The organism is Xanthomonas sp. NCPPB 1754 (assembly GCF_041475725.2).
GTDB classification, from domain to species: Bacteria; Pseudomonadota; Gammaproteobacteria; order Xanthomonadales; family Xanthomonadaceae; genus Xanthomonas; species Xanthomonas euvesicatoria.
In genome coordinates this window covers 1,744,382-1,758,532 of sequence record NZ_CM192982.1, presented here as the reverse complement: position 1 = coordinate 1,758,532, position 14,151 = coordinate 1,744,382, and the positions used below count along the sequence as shown (strand labels likewise).

Below are 14,151 nucleotides of genomic sequence, written 5' to 3'. Positions count from 1 at the left end.
ACAGCGGCGGTTCGCACCAGTCACTCAAACGCGATCGATAGCCCGATGCCACCTTGCCAGTCCGGGCTTTCCGAGGTCAGTCCCCGCAACACCGACACATCCAGCTGCATCGCATGCGGCAGCTGCCAGGCGCCACCCGCGCCGGCCACGCGCGAATGCGCGCTGCCGGTGTCCACGCCCGCTTCCACATAGCTACTGAAATGGTCGCCGGAAAAAAACGTGTAATTGGGCGCGAAGGTCCAGGTGTGCCCGTCGTCATCGCGCGCGTAATTGACGTACAACGCGATGGCACGCTGCTGCGCCAGATCCCAGGATGCAGTCACACCGAGTTCGCGCGAGTAGCCGTCGCTGAAGGCCGGGCTGCCGGTCGGGATGCTGTAAGTGCCCAGCGCAGCCCAATGAAAGCTCTCCGAACGCGATGGCAAGGCCACCTTCAATCCGACACTGCTATCCCCGCCGCCACGTACCCGCACGCCCCCACCATGCTGCCAGTTATAGCTGTCGCTCCCGAGTTGCAGTTCGACATTCTGGAACAACCCCAGACGCAGCAGCGTGTCGGCGGTGTATTGAGTCGTGCGCTGCCCGTCGCTGCGGTCGGTACTTGCATCCGGCAAGCCCTGCTCCCAGGCAAACGCACCTGGCTGCAACGCCTCCGCAGCGAATGGAATGCCCGGCCGGTCGAACGCCGGCGCATCGTCTGTCTGCGCGGCGGCGTGCCCGCTAGCCACGCACAGCGCAAGCATCACCAAGGCCGACGCCGTTCGGCGCGGCGCCTGCACCGGCACCGGCACGCGACTGAAGGCACGACTGTCGACGGCCGCCACGACGTTGAGTGTCAGAAATTTCGACGACAGGGACATATGCAGCACCATTGGCAGGACGGAGCAACCGAGCAGGGACGAGGGCGCGGCAAAAGGCGCCGGCCTGCATCGACACGTAACGGCGCGCATGGTGCCGCGCCACCCGTGACCGGCTTGTATAGCGTCGCGCTGCGTGTTGTCTTCCGCGCCAGCGGTCGGGGTGAGCCCCGATGGCCTTGCATGAAGCACCATGGTCAAGCAACCAACCCGCATTCTGCGCCAGACAATCCGATGACCGCCCTCTGGCTTGCGCGGTGGCTACGCGCCTATTGCCTGGGGAAAATGCAATGAAAATGGGCACCCGCAGGTGCCCATGTACAACACACACCACGCATCGGGCGTTCTACCAGACTAGGTCGTCGGGCACCTGATACTTCGGATCAGCGTACGGGTCATCGCCCGCTGGTGCGTTCGGGTCCACCTTCAAGGCGACCGATGGGGCGAACACCGCCTCGGCTTCGGCAAGCAGCTCGGCAGTCACCAGCAGATAGCGTCCGTTGAGTTGCAGCACACCCAGCTCGCCGGCGTTGAGCGCCTTGAGCTGATCGGCGGTGACGTAGATGCGCTTGATCTTGCCGCCATACGGAAAATGCCGGGCGATATCCGCAGCGGCATCATTCAAACCCTTGTCCTTCACCAGCGCTTCGAGCTTGGCCTTGGCTTCGCGACGCAGGCGTGCTTCTTCCTGCTTCACTCGCTCGGCTTCGATGCGCTCGTCCTTCTCGCGCTGCGCACGAATCGCATAGGCCTTGGCCAGATCGATATCTTCGCGCGTGCGTGCCGGCCGGGGGCCGTGACGGTCTGCAGCGGCATGCTGCGGACGCGGCGCTGCGCCGGGCTTGCCGTCATGCCGACGCTCGGGCCTGCCAGCGGGTTTGCGCTCGCCATTGCCGTCGGTTGACGCGGCGGCATGCGGTCGCTGCGGTCCCCTGCCCTGGCCCGGCCGATTCCCTCCGGGTGCTGGCTTGCCGCCATTGCCATGTGCACGCGCTGCAGGCCGTGCGTCGGGTTTGCGTTCGGGCTTGGGCGCGGACTTGAAGCCCAACCCAAGCAACTGGTCACGTAAGGTATCGCTCATGGCGGCGGCAATCTGCAATCAATAGTGCGGAGGCGGCGGTTCGTCCGCTGCATCGGCAAACAATGTGGAGCGCACCTTGCCCAGATCCTCGAGCAGGTGGCGGATCAGTTCGGCGTTGCGTGCACCCGTCAAACGGGCGTCTGCAAGTGCTTCACTCAGTTCGTTGAGCGCCTGCTCCTGAAAGGACAGGCGCGTTTCCAATTCGATCAACCGCGCTTCCAGCGCGCGGTCGTGCAGCGGGAGTTGCTCATGCATATAACGAACGGCCTCGTCCAATGGCGTAGTACGCCAGACCTGCGGCTTCGATCTCCTGCGGGTCGTAAAGGTTGCGGCCGTCGAAGACGACATCGTCCTTCAAGGCCTGCTTGATCTTGCCGAAGTCCGGGCTGCGGAACTGCTTCCACTCGGTGACCACGACCAGGGCGTCGGCACCTTCCAGTGCAGAAAAGGCATCGTCGCAATACGCCAGATCATCGCGCTCGCCGAAGATGCGCCTGGCTTCGCGAGTGGCTTCAGGGTCGTAGGCGCGCACGGTGGCACCGGCTTCCCACAACTGTTCCATCAGGCGACGGCTGGACGCAGCACGCATGTCGTCGGTATTGGGCTTGAACGCCAGACCCCACACCGCGAAGGTCTTGCCGGCCACACTGCCGGTGCCCTCGGCACCGTAATGCCGCTGCACCAATTCGAACAGATGGCCCTTTTGCGCGTTATTGACGCTTTCCACTGCCTCGAGCAGGGTCGGCCGCATGCCGTACTGCTCGGCTGTCTTGGCCAATGCCTGCACGTCCTTCGGGAAGCACGAGCCGCCGTAGCCGGCGCCGGGATAGATGAAGTGCCAGCCAATACGCGGATCCGAACCGATGCCGTTGCGCACGTGCTCGACGTCGGCACCGACACGCTCGGCAATGGTGGCAATCTCGTTCATGAAACTGATCTTGGTCGCCAGCATCGCGTTGGCCGCGTACTTGGTCAGCTCGGCCGACCGCACGTCCATTTCCACGATGCGATCGCGATTGCGGTTGAACGGTGCGTACAGCCGCCGCATGCGCGCAATGGCCGCCGGCTTCTTGGCACCAATCACGATGCGGTCCGGGCGCATGCAGTCGGCCACCGCGTCGCCTTCCTTGAGGAATTCGGGGTTGGAGACGACATCGACCTCGTGCGCAACCCCGCGCGCGGCCAGTTCTTCCTGGATCGCCACGCGCACCTTGTCGGCGGTGCCGACCGGCACGGTGGACTTGTTGACCACGATCGCCGGGCCGTCGATATGCCGGCCCACCGTGCGCGCAACTGCCAGCACGTATTGCAGGTCGGCACTCCCGTCCTGGTCAGCCGGCGTGCCGACGGCAATGAAGGTGATCTCGCCATGCGCGATGGCTGCAGCCGCATCGCTGGTGAAGCGCAACCGGCCGGCGGCATGGTTGGCCTTCACCATCGGCTCCAGGCCGGGCTCATAGATCGGAATCAGCCCGCGATTGAGGGCATCAAGCTTGGCTTGATCGATATCCACGCAGACGACCTGGTGCCCCACTTCGGCCAGGCAGGCACCGGTCACAAGACCCACGTAGCCGGTGCCGAAGATCGCAACGCGCATGGAATGGAATGCCTGCCGCGGAAGATCAGGGAAGGATACCCATCAGCTCGACATCGAACGTCAACGTTGCGTCAGGTCCGATCGGCCCGCCTTGCGTGCCGTTCGGGCCATAGGCCAGGTTGGACGGAATCCAGAAACGGTATTTCGAACCGACCGGCATCAACGCGACGCCCTCGGTCCAACCGGGGATGACTTGATCCAGACCAAACTCCGCCGGCTGGCCGCGCTGGTAGGAACTGTCGAAGACCTGCCCGTTGAGCAGCTTGCCTTCGTAGTTCACACGCACCTTGCTGGTCCGCATCGGGCGCTCGCCGCTGCCCTGGCGCAACACCATGTACTGCAGGCCGGACGCGGTGGTGATCACGCCCTTCTCGGTCTTGTTCTTGGCAAGGAACTCATTGCCTTGCTTGCGATTGTTGGCAGCGGCGGCACCCTGCTTGGCAGAGGCGAATGCCTGCATGGTGGCTGCGGCTTCCTGCTGGGTCAGACGCGTGGTGCCCTTGGCGAACACGGTACGCACCGCTTCCATCAGGATCGACAGATCGATCTCGTCCTTGATGCCGGCCAGCGACGGACCAACCGCACGATCGCCGAGCATCAGGCCGACATTTTCCTTGGACGGTGCGGCCGGCGCGGCGCCCGGCGCCATGCCTGGCACCTGCTGGCCATTGCGGGCAGCGAGCGCGGTACGCAATGCGGTGTCGGTGGCCTGGGTCTGCTCATCCGACAACAGCGGCTTGCCGCCCTTGAATGCATTTTCGATGGCGCGTTGCATCGCGTTCACATCGATGTCCTGAGCAATCGGCTCGAACGAACGTGCCACGTCCATACCGATGGCGTAGCTCATGTCCTCGCGCGTGCTCTTGTCAGACGATGCATTCAAAGCTGGCTTCTCCTTGGTGGCCGCTGCGGCCGGTTGCTGCGACATCGCCGGCATCGATGCCGACATTGCCACCATCAGTAACGACGCCGCCGCGCCGCGCTTTCCCATCTTCATTCGATGCACTTCCCAAAAGTGAAAAGACACGCCACCGATGGCGCTGAATGCGCATTGTCGCATGCGCGCGCGGCGATGCGAGCGCTCAGTGCGCCGGTGCCTTGAGCTCGCGTTCGATTGCTGCCAGCACGCTCGGATCGTCCGGTTTGATCTTGCTGGGGAACTGCGCAACCACCCGGCCATCGCGACTGATCAGATACTTGTGGAAGTTCCAGCCCGGCGCCACGCCAGTGGCCTGGGTCAGGCGCTGATACAGCGGCGTTGCCTGCGCACCCAGCACATGGACTTTTTCGAACATCGGGAACTTCACCCCATAGGTCAGCGTGCAGAATTCCTGGATCTGCTTCTCCGATCCCGGTTCCTGTCCCTGGAAATCGTTGGATGGAAAACCCAGCACCGTGAAGCCGCGGCTGCCGAAGCGCTGGTTGAGCGCTTCCAGCCCTTCGTACTGCGGGGTGAAGCCGCACTTGCTGGCGGTGTTGACCACCATGACAACCTTGCCGCCGTAGGTACGGTTCAGGTTGATTGGCGTCTTGCCGGCCAGCGGCCGGTATTCCACATCCAGTACCGGAGTGCCGGCAGCGAACGCGGATGTTGCAAAAAAGCCAGTCAATACAAGAGCTAGCAGACGATTGAGCAACATGAGCAATGCCCTTCGAAAGTTGAGGCGGCGCACCGATAAGGGGTGCCATCAGTTGGGGATGACAAACAGTTGACTGCCTGCGTGTCGGTGTTATAGTTGAATACAACACCAGTCACCCAACGCAGGGGAAAGCATGAACAGCACACGCTTGACGCGACCAGTTCCGCTGTTGCTGTTCGGCAGCACCCTGTTTGCCATTGGTTGCCTGGGAGCCGCTTCCAGTCAGGTGACGGAGTCCGACGCCGATTATGGCGTGTCGGAGGCGGTTACGGAAAACGCGACAACTCCCCCCGAAGCGCGTTCCCGGCCTGGCCGGCATGTGCGCGCCTCGCTGTCGATGCCCTATTTCTCCTTCGCGCAGGCCCTGCGCCCACGGAGCTGATCATGAACGACATTCAGTGGAGCGACGGCGCTCCCATCTACCGCCAACTCAAGGAACGGGTGATTGCCATGATGCTCGATGGAATTCTCAAGCCCGGCGATGCCCTGCCCTCGGTGCGCCAGGTGGCGGCCGATTACCAACTCAACCCCATCACCGTCTCGCGCGCCTACCAGGAACTGGCCGACGAGAACCTGGTGGAGAAACGCCGCGGCCTGGGCATGTTCATGACCCCGGAGGCCGCACAGAAGCTGCGTGGCAGCGAACGCGAGCGTTTCTTGAATGAAGAATGGCCCGCCGTGCTGGAAAGGATCCAGCGCCTGGGACTGTCCATCGACGATCTGTTGCCACAGGGAAAAACACCATGACCGCCGTCTCCTCCGACCATGTGGTCGACGCACGTGGCCTGCGCAAGGCCTACAAGCATCGGCTCGCGCTGGACAACACCAGCTTCACCATCGCCGCCGGCCGCATTATTGGATTGATCGGCCCCAACGGCGCCGGCAAGACCACTGCGCTCAAGGCGGTGCTGGGGCTGACCGATTTCGCCGGCGAGTTGCAGGTACTGGGCATGGATCCGCGCACCCAGCGCAATGCGCTGATGAACGAGGTCTGCTTCATTGCCGACGTGGCGGTGCTGCCGCGCTGGCTGCGGGTCGGCGAAGCGATCGACTTCGTCGCCGGCGTGCATCCGCGTTTTGATCGCGCCAAGTGCGAGCGCTTCCTGGCCAATACCCAGCTCAACCGCAAATCGCGGGTGCGCGAGTTGTCCAAGGGCATGATCGTGCAGCTGCATCTGGCGCTGGTGATGGCCATCGACGCACGCATCCTGGTGCTGGACGAACCGACCCTGGGCCTGGACATCCTCTACCGCAAGCAGTTCTACCAGCGCCTGCTGGAGGATTACTTCGACGAGCAGAAGACCATCATCGTCACCACCCACCAGGTCGAAGAGATCGAACACATCCTCACCGATGTGATGTTCATCCGCGACGGGCGCATCGTGCTCACCGCCGACATGGAAAGCGTCTCCGAGCGCTACACCGAAGTCCTGGTCGGTGCCGACCAGCTGGATGCAGCGCGCGCCCTGAAACCGATCGACGAGCGCGGCCTGCCGTTCGGCAAGACCGTGATGTTGTTCGATGGCGCGCCGAAAGAGCAACTCGCCCGTTTTGGCGAAACCCGCAATCCCGGCCTAGCCGACCTGTTTGTTGCGGTCATGAAGGGGACCTACGCATGAATGCAGTGACCAACCAAGCATCACCCGCACGCACCTTCGCCTGGCTGCTCAAACGCGAATATTGGGAGCACCGTGGCGGCTTCGTGTGGGCGCAGTTCATCACCGGCGGCATCGCGGTGTTCTTCGCGCTGCTGGGCGCGGTGATCGGTGCGATCAGCGCCCGCCGCAACATGGTCGGCGACAGCATCACGATGGACGATCTGGCCGAATACACGCGCACGCTGGGCCAGGTCGGCGACGGCCTGCTGCTGGGCGGCATCGGCATCGCCTCGGTGGTGCTGGCATTCGTGGTGTTTTTCTACGCACTCGGCAGCCTGTACGACGATCGCCGCGACCGCAGCGTGCTGTTCTGGAAATCGTTGCCGGTATCGGACGTGCAGACCGTGTTGTCCAAGGCTGCCTGGGCGTTGCTGCTGGCGCCGCTGATCTCCATCGCGATCGGTGCGGCGGTCGGCATGGCGCTGTGGCTGATCGCCATCGTTGGCGCCCTGATTGCCGGCGTGCCCAGCCCCTGGGCGCTGGCGACACATTCACATCCGTTCTCGCTGCTGTGGCTGTTGCTCAAGACCGTGCCGATGAGCCTGTTGTGGGCACTGCCGACCGTGGGCTGGCTGATGTTCTGCTCGGCCTGGGCCAACAGCAAGCCGTTCCTGTGGGCGGTGCTGTTTCCGCTGCTGGCCTGCGTGATGCTGAGCATTCTCTCGGCGATGCCGGGCGTGTCGCTGCCGATCGGCTGGATCTGGTACATCGTCGGCTACCGTGGCCTGCTCAGCGCCCTGCCCGGCACCTGGTCGCCACTTGCCGTCAGCGGGAACCTGGACAGCAGCACCCTGCAAAGCCCCAGCGACCTGGTGCAATGGGCCCTGCAGCACACCGACAGCACGCGCGTCTATGGCAGCGCGGACATCTGGATTGGCGCAGCCGTCGGTATCGCCTTGATCGCCGCTTCCATCTACCTGCGCCGTCGGCGCTCCGAAGCCTGAGGGACCTCCCATGCGCCTGACCCTGAGCCTGGCCATCCTGCTCGCATTGCCCGGTGTTGCAGCGGCAGAGGAGCAGTGCAAGTTCTCCGAACCACGCAGCCTGGACCTGCAACTGACCGGCGTGAAGTCGGTCCTGTTCGAGGTCGCTTCCAACGACCTGCATCTGGACGCCTCGCCCGGCGGCGGCGGGAAACTGGGCGGGCGCGCCTGTGCTGCCAGGGCCGAATTGCTCAAGAGCCTGACCGTGACCCAGAAGCGCGTCGGCGACAAGCTGGTGGTGAGCTTGAACGATGACCGCCGGTTTTCCTTCGGCAACAGCTATTCCTACCTGGACCTGCGCGGCAGCGTGCCCAACACGATGCTGGTGCAATTTGACGTGGGTTCCGGCGATGCGCAGATCAACGGGGCCGCCGCAGTGAGCGCCGACGTGGGTTCGGGCGACATGACCATTCGTCACACCAAGGGCCGCGTGACCGCCAAGGTGGGTTCCGGCGATGTCGAGCTGGAAGATCTGGGCGCGCTGCGCGTGCTGGCAGTGGGCTCGGGCGACCTCAAGGCGCGTGAGGTGCACGGTGCGGTAGAGGTGGCGAAAGTGCAGTCCGGCGAGATCAAGCTGCACGGCGTCGCAGGCAACATCAAGATCGGCACGATCGGCTCGGGCGATGTGGATATCCGCGATGTGCAAGGCAATGTCAACGTGGAGTCGGTCGCTTCCGGCGCGTTGAATGTCCGCAAGGTGCGTGGCGATCTGAGCGTGGCGCACAAGGGCAGCGGCGATATCGATGTGAGCGAGGTCTCCGGCAGCACCCGGGTACCGACAGACAAATGACGACGACTTCTTTCAGGATGTGGGGGAATTGCTGATGAAATTGCTTGTTTCGGCGGTAGTGATGAGCGTGTTGCTGGCGGGTTGCGGCAAGTCCGAACCCACCGTCAACGTCTCCGGCCAGGCCAATGGTGCCGGCGTGACTTTTATCGGCAAGAGCCTGACGCTCAAGCGCGATGGCTTGCCGGCCGCCACCATCGGTGTCGATGGCGCGCTCAGCATCGACGGCAAGCCGGTGGACTTGAATGAGGCGCAACGCCAGGCGATGCGCAGTTACTACGCGCAGGTGCAAGGCGTGGCCAAGAAGGACATCGACATCGGCACCCAGGGCGCGGCGTTCGGCGCACATGCCGCAGGCGAAGCGATCAAGGGCGTGCTCAGCGGCAACTCAGATCAGATCGGCGACAAGATCGAGGCCGAGGCAGACACCTTCAAGCACAAGGCCCTGCAGATCTGCGATCAGCTGGCCACGCTGCGCACCGCACAGGATGCAGCCGCACACCTGGTGCCGGCCTTTGCGCCGTACTCGACCCTGACGCAGCACGACATCGACGATTGCCGCAAGTAGATGGCCCGACAGACCGACGACGCGCACCGCCGGGCGGGCGTCGTCGGCGCGGCTCGGCATGTGCCGATCGTCCACTGCGACGCCGGTGCGCCACACGCTGGTTGACGACCGTTCGCAGGCAGGTGGCAGCGCCTCCATCCGCAACGCTCAGCAACTGCGTATCGCACCGCCTGCGCAGCTGTTCGCATGGCGCGTGCCATCGCTGATCGGCGGGCCGGAACGCGCTTCGAACCGGCGATGCGTGCACGGTAACCAAACGCATCGACGCCCTGCGACATTTTGGCAGGCACCGGACGGCCGCTTTGCCGATCCGCAGACCGGAGCGGGATTACACTAATGCGCTTCCCTCACTTCATCGACCCCATGAACAAGTTCGTGATGCTCTGCATGGCGCTTCTGCTGTGCACGCTTGCTGCCTGCGGCGACCAGTCGTCTCGCCGCGCCGAACGCGGCAAGCCGCGCGTTGCGGTCACCACGCAGTCGGTGATGATCCGCCGCCCGCCGGCTGCCAATGCCGAAATCACCCCCGACGGCACGCTCAAGATCGACGACATCGCGCTGCCTCAGAAAGAAGCCACACGCGCCAAGCTGCAGTTGCTGTTCGGCCACCTGCAGATGTTGCGTCAGCAGGCGGTGAACGAGGCCGGCCCGGATCCGGAATACAAGTCGATCAAGCTGACCGCCACGCCGCAGATCCAGACGCTCAGTGGGGAATTGCTGGATGAAATTCCGTCGCTGCAGCCGTATCGCGAGAGTTTTAGTAACCTGCAAGCCGAGCGGCATTGACGCCCAGCGCACGTCAGCCCAGCGGCCAGAAGCAGCAAGAGACCCGCAGGACGCGCTTGCGCGCGATGAGCAGTTACCGATCACGCCTCATCGCGCACAGGTGCGCTCCTCCATATGCACTGCGGTGATCAGCCCCCGCCACCGCCGCCGGCCTGGATACCGCCACGCGTCAAGGCTGCCGGGTCGAGCAATCGCCGCAGTTCCGCTTCGCCGAGCCCGCTGTCTTCCTTGGCTACATCCAGTACCGGCCGCTGCTCCTTGTAGGCACGCTTGGCGATGGCCGCGGCTTTTTCGTAGCCGATGATCGGATTCAGTGCCGTCACCAGAATGGGGTTGCGATCCAGCGCCTCGCGGACGCGCTCCTGACGCACCTTCAGCCCGGCAATGGCCGTGTCGGCCAACAGACGCGAAACATTGCCCAGCAAGTTGATCGAATCCAGCAGGTTGTAGGCGATCAGCGGCAAGGTCACGTTCAACTGGAAGTTGCCGGTTTGCCCGGCAATGGTGATGGCAGTGTGGTGGCCGATCACCTGCGCGCACGCCATCACGGTGGCTTCGGGAATCACCGGATTGACCTTGCCCGGCATGATCGAGCTGCCAGGCTGCAACGCCGGCAGTTCAATTTCGCCCAGTCCCGCCAGCGGTCCGGCATTCATCCAGCGCAAGTCGTTTGCGATCTTGATCAGCGCCACCGCCAGCGCGTTGAGCTGACCGGACAGCTCCACCGCATCGTCCTGCGCGGCGAGGCCTTCGAACTTGTTTTCCGCGCTCTCGAACCTGGCTCCGCTCAGGCTGGACAAGGCCTTGGCCACCTTGCCACCGAAGCGCGGGTCGGCATTGATGCCGGTCCCGATCGCCGTACCTCCCAGCGGCAAGCGTCGCAAGCGTTTGAGCGCGTCGTCGACACGCTCCTGCGCCGAACTCAGCTGCGCCGACCACGCGCCGAACTCCTGCCCAAAGGTGAGCGGCATCGCATCCATCAAATGCGTGCGACCGGTCTTGACGATCTTGTCCAGCGATTTGGCGCGCTTGTCGATGGTCTTGCGCAGATGCTTAAGCGCCGGTTGCAGATGTTCCTGCACAGCCAGCAATGCAGACACGCGAATGGCGGTGGGCACCACATCGTTGGAACTCTGGCCGAGATTGACGTGGTCGTTGGGATGCACCGCATCCTTGCCGGCACGCGTGGCCAAGGTGGCAATCACCTCATTGGCATTCATGTTGGACGAGGTGCCCGAACCGGTCTGGTACACATCGATGGGAAACTGCGCATCGAAGCGACCCTCGGCCACTTGCAACGCGGCGGCCTGCACGGTCTTGCCGATCGACTTGGGCAACAATCCAAGCTCGGCGTTGACGCCGGCTGCCGCGGCCTTGATCAAGCCCAGCGCGCGAATGAAACCACGCGGCATCGGCTGCCCGGACACCGGGAAATTCTGCACCGCGCGCTGGGTCTGCGCGCCCCACAGCGCATCGGCGGGTACCTGCAATTCGCCCATGCTGTCGTGTTCGGTCCTGAAACGTTCGCTCATCTGCACTCTCCGCACATTGCTGACTTGTGGTGATCGATGGCTGGCGGCGGGCGTACCCACGCTGGCGACGCCGTCTACGATACTCGCTCGCCGCGTTGCGACGATGTCGTCGCACGCTGTCGGCTAGACTGCCTGTTGATCATGACGAGATGCCAAGCCGCCATGGGCGACGAGCCTGACTGTAGAAACGCAAACGCCACATCTGTTGCCGGGATACCCCGCACCTCCACCGCACATGCGCTAGCACGCAGATGTACCGCTCCTGCAGCGCACGGGGGCGGACATGTTAGGTAACGTCTTGCTCCTGTTGGTCGCGCTGTTGCTGGTGCTGTTGAATGGGTTCTTTGTCGCCGCCGAATTCGCGCTGGTCAAGCTGCGGCACACGCAAGCGGTGGGCCTGGCGCAAACCAACGGCTGGCGTGGGCGCTTGCTGCTCGGGGTGCACGCCCATCTGGATGCGTATCTGTCGGCCTGCCAGCTCGGGATCACCCTGGCCTCGCTCGGATTGGGCTGGGTCGGCGAGCCGGCGTTCGCACATCTGCTGCAACCGCTGTTCGATACGCTGGGCCTGTCGCCGGAAGCGGCACAATTCACCGCACTGGCAATCGCCTTCAGCCTGATTTCGTTCCTGCACATCGTGCTGGGCGAACTGGCGCCCAAGACCATGGCGATCCGCCGCCCGGAACGCATGTCGTTGTGGACCGCCGCGCCGCTGTACGTTTTCTACTGGCTGATGTACCCGGCCATCTGGGTACTCAATACCAGCGCCAACCGCTTTCTGCGCCTGCTCGGCTGGGGCGAAGTGGAACACCACTCGCATCGTTATTCACGCGAGGAATTGATGCTGATTGTCGGCCGCCAGGACCCGAACGCCGCAGCGCCCGACCAGGGGCTGGCCTTGATGAGCCACGCGTTGGAATTGCCGGATCTGGTCGCCGGCGACCTGATGCGTCCGCGCGAGCACCTGCGCAGCCTGCGCGAAGGCATGACCCTGCAAGCGGTGCTGGCCGAATTCAGTGAGTCGCGCTACAGCCGCTACCCCTGGTTCGATGCCGATGGCGAGCAGGTGCTGGGCATCCTGCACACCAAGGATCTGCTGGTGGCAATGGCACGCGGCCAGAACCTGGACGATCTGCGCCCGCTGCTGCGCCCTCCCACCGTGCTGACCCTGGAAACGCCGATTCCCAACGCGCTGGAGCAATTCCGCGCCGGCACCACCCATCTGGCGCTGTGCGTGGAAGAAGAAGGCCGCATCCTGGGCTTTTTCACCCTGGAAGACCTGCTGGAAGTGGTGGTCGGCGACATCGAGGACGAGCACCGCCATGTGGTGCGCGATGCCCCGATCCGTGGCCAGGACGGCTCGCTGCTGGTCGCCGGCAGCACCTCGATCTTCCGCCTGGAACGCCTGCTCGGTCAGGACCTGAGCGCGCCGGACCACGTCAATTCGGTCGGCGGGCTGATCCTGCATCAGCTGCAGCGCCTGCCCGAGGAAGGCGAAACGCTGGAACTGGATGGCCACTTGCTGACCGTACGGCGCATGGCAGGCCACCGCATCCAGGCGGTCACGGTGCGCCCGGTGGGCGAAGCCGTCGATGCGGCCAGCTGATGTCGTCGATTCATTCGGTGGACGCGCGAGGCGATTGGCCGATGCGAAACCAATAACGGTAATCGCGCGACTGTCCACCGAACCGCACCCCGCGGATGGTCACGTCGTAGATCACACCCGGCTGCAAGCGCGGCACCCGGAATTGCAGGCTGTTGGGCACCCCGAAACCTTCGTGGTCCTCGCTCAGGTTGCGCACCTGCAGCTGGCGTCCATCGCGCGCGCGGATCTCCACCTGCGCATCGGCGTAGTCGACATCGCGATTGGCGAACTTGCGCTTGCGGTCCGGCAAGGCGGTAAACGACAACAACGCATCGTCGGCGTAGTACCGGCCCGGGTACTCGCCGATCGGCCAGGCGACGAAATCCTCGCGCGTTCGTGCGGCGACGCCGACCGTCGGAACCAAGCGCAGCGCGGCACCGCTACTGAACGCAGCGCCATCGCGGCCGGCCACCATGCCGAAGGCGACGCGTTGCAGAAACGGATCCAGCAGCCAGCGCCGGTGTCCCAATCCACCGGCGCTGACGTTGTTGGCGTCGGTCAGCCACTCGATCACGATCTCATCGGCGCTGGAAAAACGCAGCAGCGGCGAGCTGACCCCGCCATAGATCAGGCTGCGGCGCGCGCCCTTGGCCGCGCTGCCGGAATAGCAGCGCCAGTCCGGCGTCGGCGCATGGCTGAGGCGGCCGTTGGCGGCAATCACCAAGGCCGCCTGGGTGGCCTCGGGCTCGGCCGCCGGGTCGTCGTCGACCGCGTCGAGACCGTGCAGCCGACGGATGTCGTTGATCAGCGCCAGCACGCGTTGTCGCTGCGCCGGCTGCAACTCGCCGGCCCGGCAGCCGGCGATCGCTGGCCGGGTGCGATACAGCGCCGCCGCCTGCGCGGCGAAGTCGGCATCCTGCGCGGTGGCGGGCAGCGCGGCGGGCAAGATCGCGAAGGCGAGACGAGCGAAGATCGGGCGCATGGCAGGCCGGAACAGCGCGGGGAGCTCTACCATAAAGTGCAGCTCGCGCCATGTCGGGCGTCTCTGCCGCGCAGATAGCCCGCCATTCAGCCCAC

General features: G+C 64.3%; 17 protein-coding genes. 8 read left to right on the top strand and 9 right to left on the bottom strand.

Annotation, left to right across the window (positions count from 1 at the left end; all coding sequences use genetic code 11):
- Nucleotides 1-20 precede the first annotated feature (20 nt).
- The 7 genes from ACCQ15_RS07795 to ACCQ15_RS07765 all read right to left on the bottom strand — a co-directional run bounded on the left by ACCQ15_RS07795 (nt 21) and on the right by ACCQ15_RS07765 (nt 5,175).
- Complete coding sequence (locus ACCQ15_RS07795; protein ID WP_031421979.1) at nt 21-872, bottom strand: transporter; 852 nt, start codon at nt 870-872, stop codon at nt 21-23.
- 331 nt (nt 873-1,203) lie between these two features.
- Nucleotides 1,204-1,938: a DUF2058 domain-containing protein gene (locus ACCQ15_RS07790; RefSeq protein ID WP_014089817.1), complete on the bottom strand. Its 735-nt coding sequence runs from the start codon at nt 1,936-1,938 to the stop codon at nt 1,204-1,206.
- A gap of 18 nt (nt 1,939-1,956) precedes the next feature.
- Nucleotides 1,957-2,193, bottom strand: a complete 237-nt coding sequence (locus ACCQ15_RS07785; RefSeq protein WP_008576524.1) for a SlyX family protein — start codon at nt 2,191-2,193, stop codon at nt 1,957-1,959.
- Nucleotides 2,186-3,535, bottom strand: a complete 1,350-nt coding sequence (locus tag ACCQ15_RS07780; RefSeq protein WP_218489366.1) for a UDP-glucose dehydrogenase family protein — start codon at nt 3,533-3,535, stop codon at nt 2,186-2,188. The genes ACCQ15_RS07785 and ACCQ15_RS07780 overlap by 8 nt, the downstream gene beginning before the upstream one ends.
- A gap of 25 nt (nt 3,536-3,560) precedes the next feature.
- Complete coding sequence (locus tag ACCQ15_RS07775) at nt 3,561-4,484, bottom strand: FKBP-type peptidyl-prolyl cis-trans isomerase (protein WP_372381551.1); 924 nt, start codon at nt 4,482-4,484, stop codon at nt 3,561-3,563.
- Complete coding sequence (locus ACCQ15_RS07770; RefSeq protein ID WP_223866235.1) at nt 4,402-4,587, bottom strand: hypothetical protein; 186 nt, start codon at nt 4,585-4,587, stop codon at nt 4,402-4,404. Before ACCQ15_RS07770 ends, ACCQ15_RS07775 begins: the two co-directional genes overlap by 83 nt.
- A 30-nt stretch (nt 4,588-4,617) precedes the next feature.
- Nucleotides 4,618-5,175 (bottom strand): glutathione peroxidase, encoded by a 558-nt coding sequence (locus tag ACCQ15_RS07765; RefSeq protein WP_011346979.1) that lies wholly within the window; start codon nt 5,173-5,175, stop codon nt 4,618-4,620.
- 133 nt (nt 5,176-5,308) lie between these two features.
- Between ACCQ15_RS07765 and ACCQ15_RS07760 the strand changes: the two genes are divergently transcribed.
- The 7 genes from ACCQ15_RS07760 to ACCQ15_RS07730 all read left to right on the top strand — a co-directional run bounded on the left by ACCQ15_RS07760 (nt 5,309) and on the right by ACCQ15_RS07730 (nt 9,957).
- On the top strand, nt 5,309-5,557 hold the full coding sequence (locus ACCQ15_RS07760; RefSeq protein ID WP_074038585.1) for a hypothetical protein: 249 nt from the start codon (nt 5,309-5,311) through the stop codon (nt 5,555-5,557).
- Nucleotides 5,558-5,559: 2 nt separating this feature from the next.
- Nucleotides 5,560-5,922, top strand: a complete 363-nt coding sequence (locus ACCQ15_RS07755; protein ID WP_003483692.1) for a GntR family transcriptional regulator — start codon at nt 5,560-5,562, stop codon at nt 5,920-5,922.
- Nucleotides 5,919-6,794, top strand: coding sequence for an ABC transporter ATP-binding protein (locus tag ACCQ15_RS07750; protein ID WP_005913764.1), 876 nt, complete (start codon nt 5,919-5,921; stop codon nt 6,792-6,794). Before ACCQ15_RS07755 ends, ACCQ15_RS07750 begins: the two co-directional genes overlap by 4 nt.
- Nucleotides 6,791-7,777 (top strand): hypothetical protein, encoded by a 987-nt coding sequence (locus ACCQ15_RS07745; RefSeq protein ID WP_011346978.1) that lies wholly within the window; start codon nt 6,791-6,793, stop codon nt 7,775-7,777. The genes ACCQ15_RS07750 and ACCQ15_RS07745 overlap by 4 nt, the downstream gene beginning before the upstream one ends.
- Before the next feature lie 10 nt (nt 7,778-7,787).
- Nucleotides 7,788-8,606: a DUF4097 family beta strand repeat-containing protein gene (locus ACCQ15_RS07740; RefSeq protein ID WP_280297458.1), complete on the top strand. Its 819-nt coding sequence runs from the start codon at nt 7,788-7,790 to the stop codon at nt 8,604-8,606.
- Nucleotides 8,607-8,640: 34 nt separating this feature from the next.
- Nucleotides 8,641-9,171, top strand: a complete 531-nt coding sequence (locus tag ACCQ15_RS07735; protein WP_280297457.1) for a DUF2884 family protein — start codon at nt 8,641-8,643, stop codon at nt 9,169-9,171.
- Between the two features lie 363 nt (nt 9,172-9,534).
- Complete coding sequence (locus tag ACCQ15_RS07730; protein WP_014089812.1) at nt 9,535-9,957, top strand: hypothetical protein; 423 nt, start codon at nt 9,535-9,537, stop codon at nt 9,955-9,957.
- Nucleotides 9,958-10,085: 128 nt separating this feature from the next.
- Here the strand turns inward: ACCQ15_RS07730 and ACCQ15_RS07725 are convergent, their stop codons facing one another.
- Nucleotides 10,086-11,489 (bottom strand): class II fumarate hydratase, encoded by a 1,404-nt coding sequence (locus ACCQ15_RS07725; protein ID WP_136733829.1) that lies wholly within the window; start codon nt 11,487-11,489, stop codon nt 10,086-10,088.
- Nucleotides 11,490-11,772: 283 nt separating this feature from the next.
- On the opposite strand from ACCQ15_RS07725, the gene ACCQ15_RS07720 reads away from it, so the two are divergent.
- Complete coding sequence (locus ACCQ15_RS07720; protein WP_372381396.1) at nt 11,773-13,095, top strand: hemolysin family protein; 1,323 nt, start codon at nt 11,773-11,775, stop codon at nt 13,093-13,095.
- Between the two features lie 10 nt (nt 13,096-13,105).
- Here the strand turns inward: ACCQ15_RS07720 and ACCQ15_RS07715 are convergent, their stop codons facing one another.
- Complete coding sequence (locus ACCQ15_RS07715) at nt 13,106-14,089, bottom strand: CAP domain-containing protein (RefSeq protein ID WP_184420639.1); 984 nt, start codon at nt 14,087-14,089, stop codon at nt 13,106-13,108.
- Between the last annotated feature and the right edge of the window lie 62 nt (nt 14,090-14,151).